The 16,542-nt window shown below is 42.0% G+C and carries 16 protein-coding genes; 14 read left to right on the top strand and 2 right to left on the bottom strand.

The window, feature by feature from the left end; translation table 11 throughout:
• Window positions 1-5: 5 nt before the first annotated feature.
• From FTV41_RS11620 to FTV41_RS11605, 4 genes are read left to right on the top strand one after another with little or no spacing between them, the layout of a single operon-like run.
• Window positions 6-1,136, top strand: a complete 1,131-nt coding sequence (locus tag FTV41_RS11620) for a hypothetical protein (protein WP_179996580.1) — start codon at window positions 6-8, stop codon at window positions 1,134-1,136.
• Between the two features lie 12 nt (window positions 1,137-1,148).
• Window positions 1,149-2,813: an OmpP1/FadL family transporter gene (locus tag FTV41_RS11615; RefSeq protein ID WP_004975217.1), complete on the top strand. Its 1,665-nt coding sequence runs from the start codon at window positions 1,149-1,151 to the stop codon at window positions 2,811-2,813.
• On the top strand, window positions 2,807-4,174 hold the full coding sequence (filE, locus tag FTV41_RS11610; RefSeq protein WP_179996579.1) for a putative pilus assembly protein FilE: 1,368 nt from the start codon (window positions 2,807-2,809) through the stop codon (window positions 4,172-4,174). Before FTV41_RS11615 ends, filE begins: the two co-directional genes overlap by 7 nt.
• 20 nt (window positions 4,175-4,194) lie before the next feature.
• Window positions 4,195-6,105 carry a flagellar protein FilF gene (locus FTV41_RS11605; protein ID WP_154320401.1) on the top strand — a complete coding sequence of 637 codons (1,911 nt, stop codon included), beginning with the start codon at window positions 4,195-4,197 and terminating at the stop codon, window positions 6,103-6,105.
• Window positions 6,106-6,203: 98 nt separating this feature from the next.
• Here the strand turns inward: FTV41_RS11605 and FTV41_RS11600 are convergent, their stop codons facing one another.
• On the bottom strand, window positions 6,204-6,752 hold the full coding sequence (locus tag FTV41_RS11600; protein ID WP_179991563.1) for an NUDIX hydrolase: 549 nt from the start codon (window positions 6,750-6,752) through the stop codon (window positions 6,204-6,206).
• Between the two features lie 123 nt (window positions 6,753-6,875).
• On the opposite strand from FTV41_RS11600, the gene FTV41_RS11595 reads away from it, so the two are divergent.
• From FTV41_RS11595 to FTV41_RS11555, 9 genes are all read left to right on the top strand, one after another.
• On the top strand, window positions 6,876-7,472 hold the full coding sequence (locus FTV41_RS11595; RefSeq protein ID WP_004975226.1) for a CoA pyrophosphatase: 597 nt from the start codon (window positions 6,876-6,878) through the stop codon (window positions 7,470-7,472).
• A gap of 31 nt (window positions 7,473-7,503) precedes the next feature.
• Window positions 7,504-8,034, top strand: coding sequence for a gamma carbonic anhydrase family protein (locus FTV41_RS11590; RefSeq protein WP_131261917.1), 531 nt, complete (start codon window positions 7,504-7,506; stop codon window positions 8,032-8,034).
• Between the two features lie 160 nt (window positions 8,035-8,194).
• Entirely contained in the window at window positions 8,195-8,860 is a 666-nt protein-coding gene (gene tsaB / locus FTV41_RS11585) for a tRNA (adenosine(37)-N6)-threonylcarbamoyltransferase complex dimerization subunit type 1 TsaB (RefSeq protein WP_096902124.1), read from the top strand.
• A gap of 12 nt (window positions 8,861-8,872) precedes the next feature.
• The gene (locus FTV41_RS11580; protein WP_104852431.1) at window positions 8,873-9,697 is read left to right on the top strand and encodes an undecaprenyl-diphosphate phosphatase; all 825 of its coding nucleotides are present in this window, start codon (window positions 8,873-8,875) and stop codon (window positions 9,695-9,697) included.
• A complete protein-coding gene (locus FTV41_RS11575) occupies window positions 9,691-10,512 on the top strand; it encodes a class I SAM-dependent methyltransferase (protein ID WP_179996578.1) in 822 nt (273 codons plus the stop codon). Before FTV41_RS11580 ends, FTV41_RS11575 begins: the two co-directional genes overlap by 7 nt.
• 146 nt (window positions 10,513-10,658) lie before the next feature.
• A complete protein-coding gene (locus FTV41_RS11570; RefSeq protein WP_179989104.1) occupies window positions 10,659-12,068 on the top strand; it encodes a C13 family peptidase in 1,410 nt (469 codons plus the stop codon).
• Between the two features lie 18 nt (window positions 12,069-12,086).
• The gene (gene fghA / locus FTV41_RS11565) at window positions 12,087-12,926 is read left to right on the top strand and encodes an S-formylglutathione hydrolase (protein WP_004975242.1); all 840 of its coding nucleotides are present in this window, start codon (window positions 12,087-12,089) and stop codon (window positions 12,924-12,926) included.
• Window positions 12,927-13,094: 168 nt separating this feature from the next.
• Entirely contained in the window at window positions 13,095-14,198 is a 1,104-nt protein-coding gene (locus FTV41_RS11560; protein WP_179993982.1) for a YjgN family protein, read from the top strand.
• Window positions 14,199-14,212: 14 nt separating this feature from the next.
• Window positions 14,213-15,244: a M48 family metallopeptidase gene (locus FTV41_RS11555; RefSeq protein WP_179996577.1), complete on the top strand. Its 1,032-nt coding sequence runs from the start codon at window positions 14,213-14,215 to the stop codon at window positions 15,242-15,244.
• A 10-nt stretch (window positions 15,245-15,254) separates the two neighbouring features.
• Here FTV41_RS11555 and FTV41_RS11550 read toward each other — a convergent pair whose 3' ends face one another.
• A complete protein-coding gene (locus FTV41_RS11550; RefSeq protein ID WP_026438437.1) occupies window positions 15,255-15,536 on the bottom strand; it encodes a DUF2218 domain-containing protein in 282 nt (93 codons plus the stop codon).
• A 229-nt stretch (window positions 15,537-15,765) separates the two neighbouring features.
• On the opposite strand from FTV41_RS11550, the gene rpe reads away from it, so the two are divergent.
• A complete protein-coding gene (gene rpe, locus FTV41_RS11545; RefSeq protein ID WP_004975246.1) occupies window positions 15,766-16,452 on the top strand; it encodes a ribulose-phosphate 3-epimerase in 687 nt (228 codons plus the stop codon).
• The last annotated feature ends 90 nt before the right edge of the window (window positions 16,453-16,542 follow it).

The raw sequence follows: 16,542 nt of genomic DNA, 5'->3' as shown, positions 1-16,542 counted from the left end.
AAATCATGGATCGTAAATGGATGAATAAAACCTTATTGGCACTCAGTATTCAAATGGTATTTGGGGTGGCTTATGCCGCAGAGGAGCCGCAATTAGGGGAATATGAAACCACAACTGAACAGGCAGAAGTATCAGATACAGCAGCATCAACTGCAGATACAAGTGCTGAAACAAATAGTGCGGTTGTCGCTGCAAATGGTGCACAAGCAGCATCATCTGCTTTGCAACAGCAAGAGGGCGATGCAACCAAAGAGGCGAATTTAGAAGAAGTATTTACCTCGAATGAGCGGCAATACTCGCTCATGAAAAAAGGTGATATTTCATCTTATTATGATATTGATTATACCTATCATCGTGATACGCAGCTCGACCTTGAAATGGCTCAAGGTCAGTTGTATCAGCTTCGTGTGCAAGAAAATGCGTCCCACGCATTAACTAACACCTTCACCGCACAATATGGTTTGCGTGACAATTTAACTTTATCTGCTTCTGTACCATTGGTTGCAAAGTCAGACTTGTTAAAAGATGCCACGGCAGCAGGCTTGGGGGATATTTCTTTAGGTGCACGTTGGGAGCCATTCCCATTAAAAGCGGGGCGTTTACCTTTAATTTTATTCGCAAATTTATCGACCAAAACGGGGGATAGTCCTTACGAGATTAATCCTGTTAAAGATTTATCAACAGGTAAGGGTTACTACTCTGCAGGCATCGGTGCAAGTACGCGTAAATATATTGACCCTGTTGTATTGTTTGCTTCTGCTTCAGCCAACTATGGTTTTAAAGAAAGCGGTCTCAATCAAATTCGCGGTAGACGTATAATTGAAGAATTTGAGCCAGGGATTAGTGGTGGTTTTGCTTTTGGTTTTGCATATTCGTTTAACTACGATGTGTCGATGACCATGTCTTATCAGCAGAGCTTCAATACTGGTTCTGAGTTTTTTTATGAAGGAGGTGAAAGCTATTCGCCTGCAGACCAAACCAGTGCGACTTTAGCTATTTCATTAGGCGTGCGCGTTTCGCCTGAAACCATTGTGAATGGTACGGTAGGAATCGGTCTGACCGAAGACGCGCCAGACGTATCACTTGGTTTGTCATTCCCACTGGATATTCTCGGTTTCGGTAAAAAAATTCGCTAAGAGGCTAGTCGCATGAAAATGATACGACTTCGCCCGTTAGTGACTGCAATTATACTGTCGGGCTGTTCAGGGGCTGCTTTTGCGCAGCTTGGACAAAACTTATCTGTCGATATTCGTTCTTTGACTATGGGGAATGCGGTCACTGCAGATCCTCCTGGTATTAGTGCGATTCACTTTAACCCTGCTGCACTGACCAAGATTGAAGGTTTGCAAACAGATGTGCAAGGGGTGTTGGCACATTTTGATGTACAGCGTGAGCTTTCCGTTCCAGCAGGTTATGACGTATTTGGTTATTCTGATGACCCTGTGGTGTGTAACGATGGACCAGAAATTTTGGCCGATTTTTGTACCGATTTTAAAGGTACAGTACAAGCCGATGTAGAATATCCAACGCTGTATGTCCCGATTCTGAAAAAATTTGTCGATTTGGGTAAAGGCATGCCACTGGCAGCGCCAACCAACGGTATTGCCTATAATCCACCAGGTTCCAAAGTGACCTTTGCCACCGCATTATATGCGCCGTTGATTGCGGGCTTTGGTGCCGAAAATGGTAACCCTGGTAACTTTATGGGACAACAGGTTGCCTTAGAGCGTATTACTTATCTTTCTCCATCTATCGCCTATCAAGTCAATGATGAATTGTCAGTCGGTGCGTCAATTGGGATGTCTTACCAAGCTATCGCCATGAATACCGATTTGCGCTTCCCGAATGAACTAATCGGGATGTTGCGTATGGTGGATGAGGTCGTCTGTACCCCATTTAAAGAAAATTCAGACATCATTACCGATATTTTGTTGCTCGGGATTTGTAATGCCGAAGAAGGCATGAATCCATTTTCCCGTTTTGGGCAAATGCAACTGGCGGTTGAGCAAAGTTTAAGCCCGAGTTATAACTTGGGTATTTTGTGGGAACCGACAGAAGATTTTAGCTTTGGTATGGTGTATCAGAGTGCAGCTAAAATGCGCTTAAAGGGCAAATATCATATTGATAACTCGAAAGCACCGCGTGAGTTAATTAATGGTTTGATGTCTTCACCAACAGGTCAGATTTTAGCGGCAATTTTAGGTTTCCCAAGTTATATTCCAGCCAGTGAGTCTGGTTTGGTTTCTATGGATTTTGAATATCCTGCGCACTTTCAAGCGGGGATAAAATATAAAGTCATGCCTGATTTACAAGTCAATTTTGATGTGGGCTGGACTGACTATAAAGCATGGGATAAATTCAAATTCGAGTTTGACCGTCAAATCTCGGCATTAAAAATTGCAAAATTGCTTTCGGAGCATGTGTCTGATGACAGTTTAGCTTTGCCATTAGAGTTTAAGTCACCGTGGAACTGGGGTGTTGGCATCGAATATTCAGCCACAGACCGTTTAAAACTACGTGCGGGTTATGAACCACGTGGTAGTGCGATTCCTGACAATAAGCGTAACACCATGGTACCAATTAATAATGCACGTTTATTCGGTCTGGGTGTGGGATATCGTTTTGATGCAGATACAGACCTTGATTTATCCATCGGCTTTTTACAAAGTAAGGATAAAATTCCAGCCAATACCAGTAGCTTAGCCAATAAGGAAGGTGTGAATAACCTGCTGTTAAACCCTTATGCGGGTTTGAATGTGAAAACGGATACAAAAATTACAATTCTTGGATTGAGTTATAGAACACGATGGTAAGTTCAGTACGGAAAATAAAACGGACTTTATTTTCAAAGTCGATACTCACACTGATTTTCAGTATGGGATCGGTGTGTTACGCGAATCAGTTTTACACCATTATTGGACCAGATGGTCGTCCAATTGTGGTGCAGCGTAATGCTGCAGAAAAAAAGCAAACGATACAGGCGTTGGAAACCGCACAACAGCAAAAGCAAGTCCAACAAAAGCAAGTCCAACAAAAGCAACTACAAGAAAACCAACAACAAGACCAGTTTAAGCAAGACAAGGTGCATCAAGTACAGCAGATAACTGCTCAAACATCCGTTCAGGTATCTAAAAATATTTCTGTTCAGGCGAGCAAGCAACTGAATTTGTCTAAGCTGAATATCTCAGAACAATCCGCTATGTCACAAAATCAGGCTAGTCAAAGCAAAGAGAACTCATCATTGCGTGCATCACACACTGAGCCAAATGCAGTGCAGCAAGATATTTCCAGTGCGGAATCTGTTCATCAAACAGGATTGGCAAAAGAAGCAGCGATCAACAAAGTCGCGGTCAAACAATCTGTGCTAGAGGGTTTACAACAGCTTCCTCAGCAATTTGCGATTGATCCATCCACAGTGTCTGTTTCTAAAAAAACACCAGATCAAGCATCGCATGCATCTGCCCAACAAACGGGTTTTATGGAGATGGCGGGTGAGCAATATGTCAAAAGTGAATATTTAGAAGACCAAGAGTTTAATTTAGAAGGGAAAAAGCGTTTTTACAGCATGCCAGAAGGGGTAATTGATACGAAGCATGGTGGCGGTGCACGTATGCAGGTGGTTGAGCGTGAACGAGGTGTGAGTCGTTCAGTTCTACAAAAACTTTTCCAAAAGAAACCTATAATTGAGCCACAAGCAATTGTTTTAGCAGCGGACTATTATCGTGTTAATCAAGCTGAAGCAATTGAAGGGTTGGGGCAGCAATGTTTTGCTGAAAGCAAAAAAAATAAAGTCAAAACTTTAAAAGCACAACAAGATTTAAATTTGTGGCCTAGAACTCCCTTAACCGAAAAATTTGATTATGAATTGGTGAAGTTAGAAGGCAATATTCAAAATATTCAAATCAACTCTTATGCTACGAAGCAAAATCAACCTACCTTTTATTGGCCTTTTGTGGTTTTTCTGGATCAAAAAGGCTGTGTGATTGAAGGTGCAGGTGGTTTTAGAAATCAGGATACTGCAGGCAATGTCTTACGACACGAGGTAATAGAAGGTATGCTGCAACTTCCAAAAAATAGCCACTATGTATTATTAACGCCATTGGCTTCTGCAGTGGATATGGAACATCGCGCGCTCAGTAATCAAGGGCAATTAAAACTCATTGCGATACGCTAACAACAATAAGAGAATTCAGGATGAAAACAAGACATATTTTACCTTTTGCAACGACAGCATTGATGGCGGCATTGAGTGGCTGTGGTGGAGAAAGTGCCAATATTAATCCAGAGCCTAATGCTGTGGCGTATATCAACGGGAGTTGTGCCAGTACAGCAAAAAACTGCGTGGAATTTGCATTGGATTATCCTGTGGATGGTTTGAATTTTACCTGTAGCAGTGATACCAGTAAAACCTACATCACCATGATTGAGCCGAAAAGTAATGCGGCAACAGGTAAATGTAGTGAAGGAGATAAAGTCCACTTCTTTATTCAGGAAAAGACCAATCAATATATTGATTTAGGCACAGTATCATTGTCTGATATTGGAATGGTCAGTACTGCAGGCGCGGGTTATCCACGTTTAAGTGTGTTAGATATGGCACGTGGATTAACAGGACGCCAAGCAACGAGTTTAAGTAGTAGTGACGAAACTATACAGGTCGCGACTGCAATTGTACGCTTGCTACAAGCACTTTCTGTTGAGGGTGGAGGAACCATTGCAGGTGATATTCAGCCTTTAACGATTACGACACTCAAAAAAGAACAATTGGCAAATATTGCTGAGTCCGTTGAGGTTGGTGACTATCGTTCAGGGGCTTATGCCAGTATTTTACGCCCGTGGGTAGATGTGTCACAGGTATCTCAAGATGATGCTTATCAAGCATTAAACACCTTGGTTTACATGAATAACTCGGCATCTTATCAAGCTAATTATCCAATTTTAGCCAAAGAAGATTCACAATTGCCACAAGGTTTATATGGCTGTAATTTGGCAGACTGTAAATCTACGGTCGCAGATTTGAAACACCTCATTGGGCAGTATCAACTGATCACAGACCGTTCTGGATATACCTTTGGATATGGTATGCAATGGAAAGGTGCAGTGTCTGCAAACACCACCAACCCAATTTTAACTGTGAGCGGTGAATTGATTCGTAAAGTTCGTCCTGAGCGTATGGTGGCAGCACCACAAACTACATGGGTTAATCCATTGAATAAACGTATTCAGGGGCCATTTCATTTTAGTGTGAATGACAATGCGGCTGATGATTTTAAAATTACCCAAGGTAAGGTGTTCAATGATTATTTAATTGCGGGTACGGAAGGTTTTTATAAATTATTGACCAAATCTACAACAGCAAATCGTGCAGATTATGGTCAATGGCAACAAACCATAGGCACCGATCAGTTCAAAGGTTCTTTTGATGCCTATAAATTCTTTTCTGTGAATTTTTTGGATAATCGTGTTTTTAAAACCCAGAAAAATGTACCTTTAGGCAGTCGCTTTATTTTCCCAATTTATGCAACCTTGACCTTTAATTTTGATGGTGGAACGACTACAGATACCATCAAATTAGGTATTGTTTTAGATGAGGATGGCAATATTCGTACAGATATAGCACCAAATGCCACAGCAACCGATATGTCTGGTCAATGTGCAGCAATTCGTCAGTCTGGTGCTGAATATGTTGATACAAATGGTGTGCAGCAATACCGTATAGGTGTGTTAGGTGCAACCGATATCGACAATAAAGCAGTCACTTTGCGTATGATTTTGGCCAATCCAAAATTCCATAAACTTGATGGTGCAGTCATTGGTTTGAATACCAAAATTGAAGCGGTTGAAGGTGGGAATGGTCAAGTGGTGGGTGGTGCGCGTGCCAATATTGGCAATTTAGTTGCAGCCAACTCTACCCGTATTACATTGTCTGATTTTAATGGCTCAACCGTGAAGTGGAGCAATATTTATCATGCACAACTTGCAACTTACGTGGCTCAGAACCCAACTTTAGCAACCGATGCAGATAAAGCTTTGGTGAAAGCCCAAGGTGGAGCTGTAAGTCTAGATGTTGCTGAATGTTATAACCCAAATAAAGTACGTATTTAGTATTAATTTTAGGTGACAATGAGTTGAAATAGCCCACTGCGAGAGTGGGCTATTTTTATTCGGATTTCAGGTTGATTCAAATGAACATCATGTGGGGGTTAACCCGTGTGATCGGTACGTGAACCTAAGGTTTCTAAATGGGTCGTGAAGTGATTTTTTTTTCGGTCTGCAAAGTAGTGCTGTAAAGTACGTTCTACACTTGGGAACGCCAATTCAGACCACGGAATTTCATCTTCACTAAACAAACGTGATTCGATGGTTTCTTCACCTGCACCAAATTGACCATTCAACAATTGAGCTTTGAACAGCACATAAATTTGCCCAATCCGTGGAATGTTATACATGCAATAAAGTTGTTCGATTTCAATTTCCGCTTCGGCTTCTTCGCGGGTTTCACGGGCAGAACCTTGCTCCATGGTTTCAAACATTTCCATATAGCCTGCGGGTAAAGTCCACAAACCATAGCGTGGTTCAATTGCACGACGACACAACAATACTTTATTTTCCCAAACAACCAATGCACCACAAATGACTTTTGGATTGACATAGTGAATATTGCCACATGCGCTACACACTTGACGTAATTGCTGATCGCCAAGCGGAATTTTCATTGTTGTTTTTTGTCCACAATTTCCACAAAAGTTCATAGTGATCGTCATTGTTGAAGGGAGTTCTCAGAATAACTGAAAATTTCAACTTTGGCATCCTCTCTATCTATTGCCCACCTATTTCAGCTATGATGAAAACTTAGACAAGGAGAATTATAAGGCATGATTGATCATTCGCTCACGCATCTATTACAGCAACGTTTGCGCTTTTCTAAAACGTTCATGGAAGCGCATGCAGCGGTATTGATTGCCATTACCGACGAGTCTGATCCAAAGGTATTGCTAACCCGCCGTTCTACCTTACTCAATAATCACGCGGGTGAGGTGTCTTTCCCTGGTGGCAAACGCGATCCGCAAGATACCAGTAATATTGTGGTGGCGTTACGTGAAGCACAGGAAGAAACGGCGTTAAATCCATTTGAAGTGCAGTTGATTGGTGATTTACCAATGCAAAAAGCCCGTAATGGGATGTTGGTTAAACCTGTGGTGGGGCTGATTCCCCCAAAAGTAGAACTAATTCCACAACCTTCAGAAATTGATCGCATCTTTTTTGCCTCTTTACAGCATTTAATGGAAGCGCCACCAACGCCGTATGAAGTGAGCTTTGCACAACAAAAATTATATTTTCCGAGTATGCAGGTTGAAGATGAAGTGGTTTGGGGCTTAACAGCGCGGATGTTGGTGTCTTTATTTGAATATGGTTTGGATTATCGTAAAGAATGGCCGTTTTTGTTAAATTCACCAACATTTAAGAAATAGAAAAATTTTGATGTGAAGATAGGAAGGAACCATGTTGTATAAATTTAAAGGATATGCCCCGAAAGCAATGCAGCAACCGTGGGATGGTTGGGTGGCGGATAATGCCACGGTCATTGGTCAGGTTGAGTTGGGACAGAAAGTTAGTATTTGGTTTGGGGCTGTGGTACGTGCCGATAACAGTAAAATCAAATTGGGTAATTTTAGTAATGTTCAGGAAAATGCTGTTTTGCACACCGATGCAGGTATTGAAATGCAGATTGGTGATTATGTGACTATTGGACATCTGGCGATGTTACATGGTTGTACCGTGGGCGATAACACCCTGATTGGTATTAATGCAGTGGTGCTGAATCATGCGGTGATTGGTAAAAACTGTATTATTGGTGCCAATGCTTTAATTCCTGAAGGGAAAGTGATTCCCGATAATTCTGTGGTGATGGGTTCTCCCGGTAAAGTGGTTAAGACTTTGGATGAGTCTGCAGAAGCACGTTTAAAAATGAGTGCGCTGCACTATGCTGAACATTTTCAGCATTTTGTAAACCTAGAGCCTGCAACACTCTAAAATAGAATTTGCATCGTTTAGTCAAACGCATTTTTTAGCTGTAATTACATAGAATTTTATACTCAGGAATTGCAATCTAAGGGATGTAAATCCTCGCGTGAATTTCAGGAGTGGAGTATCATAACGCCAATTTTTGATATTTAATTCTTGAAGGTTGTGCATGAAATTGCTGGCATTGGAAACTGCCAATGAGCAGTGTTCCGTTTCGATTGTAGATGAAACACAGGAACTCTTTTTTCAATTAGATGCGCGAGCAAAAGCACAAACGCAAACCATCTTACCGATGATTGAGCAAGGCTTTGCTGAAACTCAAATTAGTACGGCTGATCTGACTGCAATTGCCTTTAGCCGTGGCCCGGGTTCTTTTAGCGGTGTGCGAATTAATGCGGCAGTCACGCAAGCTTTGGCGTGGGCGCATGATGTGCCTGTAATTCCTGTATCGACTTTGCAGGCATTGGCGCAGGCGGCTTATCGTCTTGAAGGATTAACTGCGGTTACGGCTGTGTTGGATGCACGCATGAATGAAGTGTATATCGCCAGTTTTGAGCTAGATGCACAAGGAATCATGCAGGCGGTTGATCAGGAACAATTATTGAATTATAGCGATGCTGCACAGACGGTACGCTTTCAATTGGTCGGTTCTGGTGCAGGTCTCATTGATCAAGAACAAATACAATACAAAGGCTTAAGTGCAACCGCACAAGATATTGCTACTATTGCACGCGTCTGTGCACAGCAACAGCAATGGGTCAGCGCAGAACAAGCATTGCCTGTCTATTTACGTGACAATGCTTGGAAAAAAATTCCAGAACAAGGCAAGGCATAATTAGGGTTATTTATGGATCTTTTACTGCTGCTCAAAGCGGCAATTATGGGTATTGTAGAAGGGATTACCGAATTTCTACCCATTTCTAGCACAGGACATTTGATTCTCGCTGCAGAGCTGATGGACTTTTGGACCAAAGAAAAAAGTGATGTATTTGTGATTGCCATTCAAATGGGGGCAATTGCAGCGGTCATTTATGAGTACTGGACACGTCTATGGGGCGCAGCTACGGGCATGTTTACAGGCGAAGAAAAAGGTCGTCGCTTGGGCTTTGGTCTGATCATGGCATCTATTCCAATTATTTTGATTGGATTGACCTTTGGGCAGACTGTAAAAGAATTACTCTTTAATGATGTTGCCGTGGCGATTGGTTTGATTATTGGCGGCTTTATCATTATGTGGATTGAAAAACATCCACCACAAGTACGTGCCCATGAGGTTGAAGACCTAACTTACCGAGATGCTATTTGGATTGGTCTAATTCAGGTATTGTCGCTGATTCCAGGGACTTCGCGTTCAGGTGCAACCATCATTGGTGCGATGTTCTTGGGTGTATCGCGAAAAGCAGCAACTGAGTTTTCCTTCTTTTTGGGAATTCCTGTCATTATTGGCGCAGGCTTGCTCGACTTATATCAAAGCTATGATGTATTCCAAACTACTGAAGATTGGACCGTACTCAGCTTCGGGATCATCGTCTCTTTTGTTTCCGCACTTTTGCTGATCCGTGCATTGGTGGCTTATGTGGCGAAACGTGATTTTATGATTTTTGCTTGGTATCGTATTGCTTCAGGTTTAATCATTTTATTGTTCGCATTCACAGGCTGGAAACTATGGTAAGCGAACTTCGCTTATACACCGAAGCCGAGTGGCTCACTCAAGCACAGCATTATTCTGCTGTGCTTTTGTCTAGAGGCGTGCAAACGTGCATTGAAACAGTAGAAAAACTCAATGCGCGTTTTTTGCGTTTGAACCCTGAATTGGCATTGTGTGTAGATGCTGAAGGGTTGTGGTTGTGTGCCAATGGCATGAAAATGCAACCCGATTGGAAAGCTGAAGTTGGGCGATTGAAACGTGCCTCTTTAAAATCGGAAATGATTGCTCGTGCCTGTAATTTGTCGGAAAAACCAAGCCTAATTGATGCTACGGCAGGATTAGGACACGACAGCTTACTCATGGCACACTTGGGTGCTCAGGTCACGTTGTTGGAGCGTCATCCTATTCTTTTTACTTTGTTGGAGGATGCTAAACGCCAAGCCGCAGATGATCCTTTTTTAGCAAGTGTTGTTGCCCGTATCCAGTTGGTTTTTACAGATTCAGCAGATTATTTACGTAACTGTGCGGTGCAGGGCAAAGTGGTTGATGTGGTGTATTTAGACCCGATGTTTCCGCAGCGAGATCAACATCAACAGGCGCAGAAAAAGCAGGCTCAAGTCAAAAAACAAATGCAGTTATTACATTTGTTGTTACCTGAAGATGGCGAAATGGATTTGGGTGATCATTTACTGGGTTTGGCACAGCAAATTGCCAAACGTGTTGTGGTGAAGCGTCCGCGTTTGGCAGTATTTTTGGCGGGGAAGGAAACCACACATCAATGGCAGGGTGATGCTTGCCGATTTGATGCTTATTTCCAAGCAAATTGGAACAACGGGTAGATTTCTACCACTAAAGCAGTGGCAAGGCGTTCAATGCTTCTATAATGCGCAAAGATTTGTTATATAGTTAAAATTGACAATTGATAATTACGACGACAAGCATAAACTTGGAGTGTGGAAACGCGAGCTGCGATTAACAGAATCCTATGATTGACTTCAAACCCTCCATTAATTTTTGGCACGATTTTAAAAGCAACCAAGCCGCGGGTGTTTGGTTATTTTTGGGTTCGCGACGCTCTTTGCAAATTATTCGTCCCTCTATCTTACAACTGATTTTTTGGGGGATTTTAGGTGGCCTTGCCAATACCTTATTCAGTTGGTTGGTCGCAGGAGAAGTGGGGGAATTTAACCCACAGGGTTTGGTCAGTTATGCCTTATGGCCTTTTATTGCTTTAATTGTCGGAATCATTCTTTCTCAGCGTGTCAATAACCCGCGTTTATTGTTAGTACCTGCTTTGTTGTGGTTGGTATTAGATACTCACGTTGCTTTATTGCAAAGCTTGATTCAATACATGGGCATGATGGATGTCTTGCCGTATGTGTTATATGACTATTTACCTACCATTTTTATGGTGCTGTTTGTTTGGCAAAGTTTGGCAGTAGTGTGGGTGTTTTCACGTGAGCTGCATTGGCCGTGGTGGGAACGTGCGCTGATTGTTTTAGCGACCTTATTCACTTTGGTGGTTTGGCAAATGTCAGTGAAAAGTCAGCCCATTTGGAAGGTAGAAGAAGTTCCACCAAGTCTAAGCGAAGCAGCTTTTTATGCACAAAGCCGTGTGCTAAATAAAGCTTTAGACAGTATTCAATATGGGGAATTTGCTCAATCGCATTGGTACTTTTTAGGGGTTGCAGGGGCGAGTTATCAAGACGTATTTATGTCTGAAATTGAACGGATTCGTGAACAGTTTGATACTCGTTTTGGTACTTTTGGGCGTTCGATGGTGTTAATTAATAACCCAATGACCCGCAATGTAATTCCAATTGCTTCGCAAACCAGTATTGAATTAGCGCTGCGCCGTATTGGACAACGCATGAACCGTGAAAGTGATGTGCTGTTTTTATATATGACCTCACACGGTTTAAAAGATCATTTTGAAATTGAAAATGCACCACTTGACTTAAATCAGGTCGATCCGAAATGGTTACGCGATACTTTGGATAAATCGGGTATTCGTTGGCGTGTGATCGTCATTTCAGCCTGTTATTCAGGTAGCTTTGTATCTGCTTTGCAAGATGATAATACCTTAGTGATTACTGCATCGGCAGCAGATCGTGAGTCGTTTGGTTGTTCAAACGAAGCTGATTATACTTATTTTGGTCGTGCCTTTTTTGATCAGGCTATGCGTGAACAAAACTCTTTTGCTAATGCTTTTAATGAAGCCAAAGTGACTGTGGCGAAATGGGAGCAAGCGCAAGGTTTTGAACCTTCAGAGCCACAATGGGCAATTGGTAAAAATATGGAATTGATGTTGCCACAATTAGAGCAGCGTTTGTTTCCTCAAAAAAGTGTTGCAACATCGGCTGAAATTCAATTGAGTGCGCAATCTGTTCAATAAGCCAAAGAGGAGAGGGTGATGGAGTTAATTCAGAACAACCGCTGTTTTGAGGGTGAGCAACGGATTTATCGTTTTCATTCAAATGCTTTACAGACTGAAACTCAGTTTGGCATTTTTTTACCAGAACAAGCTTTGGCGGGGCAGGCGTGTCCTGCGGTATTTTATTTGGCGGGTTTAACGTGTAACGAAGAAACCTTTGCGATTAAAGCACATGCGCAGCACATGGCAGCACAATTGGGATTAATCTTGATTAGTCCAGATACTTCACCACGTGGTGAAGCTGTTGCGAAAGGCGACCATTGGGATATTGGACAGGGTGCAGGTTTCTATATCAATGCGACACAATCACCGTGGGCGGCACATTATCAAATGGAAACTTTTGTCACCGATGAGCTTTATCAATTGGTGCTGCAACAGTTCCCAATTCAGGCACAGCACGTTGGCATCATGGGGCACAGTATGGGCGGTCATGGTGCATTGACCCTCGCGTTTAAATATCCTGAAAAATTTAAGTCAGTGTCTGCTTTTGCTCCGATTTGTGCGCCAAGCCAATGCCCGTGGGGTGAAAAAGCGTTTTCGAATTATTTAGGTACAGATCAGCAAGTATGGTTACAGCACGATGCGACTGCTTTGGTGCAGGCCAAAGGTGCATTGTTCAGTGAAATTTTGATTGATCAGGGATTGAAAGATCAATTCTACAGTCAGCTCAATCCTGCATTATTTCAGCAAGCTTGCGATGCGGTTGGGCAAAAATTGAGTTTGCGGGAACATGCAGGCTATGATCATGGCTATTATTTCATTCAAAGCTTTATAGATCAGCATTTGCAATTTCATGCGGTACAATTGCAAGCGGACTAAGCCAAGTACTCAATTTTACGCATTGATTTTTAAACTTTTCTAGGCAAGTTGTTCACTTTTTATTAGAATGTTGAAGACTTGCTTTTTTACCATTTGGAAACATTGCTCATTTGGGTTTGAGTGTCTGGGTAAAATAACGACCGCACAATAAAATAAATAAGGCATCACATGCACAATTCAGAATGGGATTCACCACAACAAGCAACGCCATCTTCCCCGTTTTTTCCAGTGGAACCGACAACGCCACCCGCACGGAATCCATTACTTGGACGGATTCATCATTTTCAGTTTCATGGTAGCGCCTCAGAGTATTTTGGTATTTGGATTGTCAATATTTTGTTGATGATCGTGACCTTTGGGCTGTATGCACCGTGGGCAAAAGTACGTCGTTTGCGCTACTTTTATGGCAATACCGAATTAATCAAACGTCGTTTTGATTTCACGGGCATCCCACATAAAATTTTATTGGGACGTTTAATTGCTATTGGAATTTATGTTGCGATCTCGGTGATTTCCAATTATTCAGTCAAAGCAATGGTCATTGGCGTGGTGGCTTTATATTTGGCTGTGCCGTGGTTGATTCGAGCAACCATTCGTTTTAAGGCGCGAAATAGTAAATTTGGCAATGCCCGTTTTTATTTTTCAGGCAGTAACAAAGAAGCCTATTGGGTATTTCTAAAATGTATCGTAATTAATTTGTTTACTTTGGGCTTATTTTTTCCTGTGTTGGTGTGGATGTATAAGCGTTATTGCCTAGACCATTTATATGCAGGACAGCTTAAATTTAAACTAAAAGCAGACTGGCCAGCATATATGCGCGCAATGTATATGCCTATTTTTTTGTTCTTTGGCATTTTGCTTGCTGTCGGGATAATGTTGGCTTTGGCAGGACAGTTGAGTCGTAATCCTGCGCAGTTGGTTTGGTTATTTTTAGCGGTTTATCTGTTGGGGATATTTTTAATTTGGCCACTAATGTCGGCGCGAATTTTTATCACCACATGGAACAATACCAGTATCAGTCGTAGTGAATTTCAGACCGATTGCGGACAGTGGCACTATACTTGGATTGTGGTGACCAATTGGATTGTGAAAGTTCTGAGTTTGGGTTTAATGACCCCATGGGCAGCCATTCGTTTATATCGTTATCAGGTTGAGTCTTTGAGTCTACATTTAAAAAATGATCCAGATTTGATGATCAATAAACTGCAAGCTGAACATAGCGCACTTGCAGAAGAACTCAGTGATATTTTTGATATTGATGTATCGCTGTAAGCTAGGAGAAGAAGATGGCAGCACAGATCGTGGATGTGGTGTTTTATGATGGTGTAGTGTCTAAACCATGGGCTGCCAAAATCTCTCCTATAGATGCTCAGTCGGTACTTATTCGTTATGGTGAAAATTTACAGCAACAACGACACTATCATTATCAAGACATGATGTTGGTGGGCGCACTAGGTAAAATTCAACCTGTCATTGAACTTAAAGACGATGCACGTATTGAATTTTCCGAAGCCTTGCCTGAATGGTTTCAACTGCGAAATAAACAGGTGCAGCATTCTATTTGGAAATTGGAACGTACGCCAAGCCTAATTGTATTTAGTCTGGTTTTTGTGTTGTTGATGGTATTTGCCACAGTGCAATGGGGCATCCCAAGTGCATCCAAATACGTTGCTTTTAAGTTACCTGCGAATACCTTAAAGCAAATTGGTGATGAAGCAGAGCGTTATATCTTAGACATGACAGCGCCAAGCCAACTGCCCGCAGCGCGTCAGCAGAAAATTCTAACAGATTATCGACAGCTTATTGCAGGAGATACACCTGCCAAAGTGCTGTTTCGACAAGGTGATCGCTTAGGCGCGAATGCTCTGGCAATTCCGAATAACACCATTATTTTGACCGATGAATTGGTGGAATTGGCGGAGAATGATCAGGAAATCATTGGCGTGTTGGCACATGAACAAGGGCATTTGGTAGAACGACACAGCTTGCAACAGGCTTTATCGAGCTTAGGGTTTAGTATTATTTTGCTCGCGATTACAGGAGATGGTACAGATTTAGTTTCGACCTTGCCTGTGGCGCTCGTGGGGGCAAATTATTCACGTAATTTTGAATCTGAAGCAGATTATTATGCTTTAAATACGATGCATGCTCAGGGCATTCCAACCATTCATTTTGCCCATTTTCTGGAGCGTTTGGCAGAAGATGCAGGTGAAGACACCGCCAAAAGCCCTTTGGATTTTTTACAAAGCCATCCTGCAACACAAAAACGTATTCAAGCGGTTAAGGATTTTGAACAAACGCAGCGTTTAGCGCCTTAACATGAAACAGTTAGTACCGTTGCCAAACCGCGCTCAATTCTGTTTGTCCCATACGACTTAAATGATCAAGCACGACTTGTTCGAGGTAACTTAAATCTGTTTCAGTATTTTTTACCTGAATTTCAACTACAAGCTCATGTGTTTGGGGTATAAGTAGAATTGTGGCACTTGGCATCATAATTTGGTATTGGGTTGCGCTTTCTGCAACGTCAAATTTATGTTTCCAGTGGTTGAGTAGACGCTTGGCAATACGGCTTGCTTGCGTTGTTTGAATATGGGCAGAACTGTTTATCATCTGTTGAAACCAGCATGTTGTTCAAATGAGTAATGGTGTTCACCATAACAAAGCTAGACTGAAAGAACAGTGGAATGCTGCAACAGAGCGTTGCGGATATAGAATTATTAAATTGGATGATCCAACTGAATCATCGAACTGAATGATCCAATCGTAACAGAATCCACCACATCAAGCAGTCTTTGCTATAATGCGCCACAATCCCAATATTCAGCTAGGTTCTCCCATGTCCAAGCCTTATTTAATTGCGCCGTCTATTTTATCTGCAGATTTTGCTCGTCTAGGCGAAGAAGTGGAAAATGTACTTCAGGCAGGTGCCGATGTGGTGCATTTTGATGTGATGGATAATCACTATGTACCGAATTTAACTTTCGGTGCAGGTGTATGTAAGGCATTGAAAAACTATGGTATTACTGCACCAATTGATGTGCACTTAATGGTAAAACCTGTAGACCGCATGATTGGTGATTTTCTAGAAGCGGGCGCAGACATTATCACGTTCCATCCTGAAGCTTCAGAGCATATTGACCGTTCATTGCAACTGATTAAATCGGGTGGGGCAAAAGCGGGTTTGGTCTTTAACCCTGCTACACCGCTGCATTATTTAGATTATGTACTTGATAAAGTTGATCAGATTTTACTCATGAGTGTGAACCCTGGTTTTGGTGGGCAAAAATTCATTCCAATGACTTTAGAGAAATTACGTCAGGCACGTCAAATCATTGATGCTTCAGGTCGTGATATCCGTTTAGAAGTCGATGGTGGTGTGGGACCTGCCAATATTCGTGAAATTGCAGAAGCGGGCGCAGATATGTTTGTTGCAGGCTCAGCAATTTTTGGCAAGCCAGACTATAAAACGGTGATTGATGAAATGCGTGCTGAATTGGCAAAAGTTGGCGCAGTCGAAGTATAAATTTCTACAATCACAAGTGCTTATGCTGTGGATAACTTTGTAGATAACCGTATGGATATCTATGTTGATAACACTATGGATAAGCCGATT

This window comes from Acinetobacter sp. YH16051 (assembly GCF_013417135.1).
GTDB classification, from domain to species: domain Bacteria; phylum Pseudomonadota; class Gammaproteobacteria; order Pseudomonadales; family Moraxellaceae; genus Acinetobacter; species Acinetobacter towneri.
The sequence above is the reverse complement of the archived record's forward strand: the minus strand, read 5'-3'. Positions and strand labels throughout refer to the sequence as shown.

Bases quoted from the DNA above. Each gene is read 5' to 3' on its own strand.
- FTV41_RS11580 (WP_104852431.1), top strand. From the start codon at position 8,873: ATGGATCTTTTACTGCTGCTCAAAGCGGCAATTATGGGTATTGTAGAA.
- FTV41_RS11600 (WP_179991563.1), bottom strand. From the start codon at position 6,752: ATGAACTTTTGTGGAAATTGTGGACAAAAAACAACAATGAAAATTCCG.
- rpe (WP_004975246.1), top strand. From the start codon at position 15,766: ATGTCCAAGCCTTATTTAATTGCGCCGTCTATTTTATCTGCAGATTTT.
- fghA (WP_004975242.1), top strand. From the start codon at position 12,087: ATGGAGTTAATTCAGAACAACCGCTGTTTTGAGGGTGAGCAACGGATT.
- tsaB (WP_096902124.1), top strand. From the start codon at position 8,195: ATGAAATTGCTGGCATTGGAAACTGCCAATGAGCAGTGTTCCGTTTCG.
- FTV41_RS11560 (WP_179993982.1), top strand. From the start codon at position 13,095: ATGCACAATTCAGAATGGGATTCACCACAACAAGCAACGCCATCTTCC.
- FTV41_RS11595 (WP_004975226.1), top strand. From the start codon at position 6,876: ATGATTGATCATTCGCTCACGCATCTATTACAGCAACGTTTGCGCTTT.
- FTV41_RS11590 (WP_131261917.1), top strand. From the start codon at position 7,504: ATGTTGTATAAATTTAAAGGATATGCCCCGAAAGCAATGCAGCAACCG.
- FTV41_RS11605 (WP_154320401.1), top strand. From the start codon at position 4,195: ATGAAAACAAGACATATTTTACCTTTTGCAACGACAGCATTGATGGCG.
- FTV41_RS11575 (WP_179996578.1), top strand. From the start codon at position 9,691: ATGGTAAGCGAACTTCGCTTATACACCGAAGCCGAGTGGCTCACTCAA.
- FTV41_RS11620 (WP_179996580.1), top strand. From the start codon at position 6: ATGGATCGTAAATGGATGAATAAAACCTTATTGGCACTCAGTATTCAA.
- FTV41_RS11570 (WP_179989104.1), top strand. From the start codon at position 10,659: ATGATTGACTTCAAACCCTCCATTAATTTTTGGCACGATTTTAAAAGC.
- FTV41_RS11615 (WP_004975217.1), top strand. From the start codon at position 1,149: ATGAAAATGATACGACTTCGCCCGTTAGTGACTGCAATTATACTGTCG.
- filE (WP_179996579.1), top strand. From the start codon at position 2,807: ATGGTAAGTTCAGTACGGAAAATAAAACGGACTTTATTTTCAAAGTCG.
- FTV41_RS11555 (WP_179996577.1), top strand. From the start codon at position 14,213: ATGGCAGCACAGATCGTGGATGTGGTGTTTTATGATGGTGTAGTGTCT.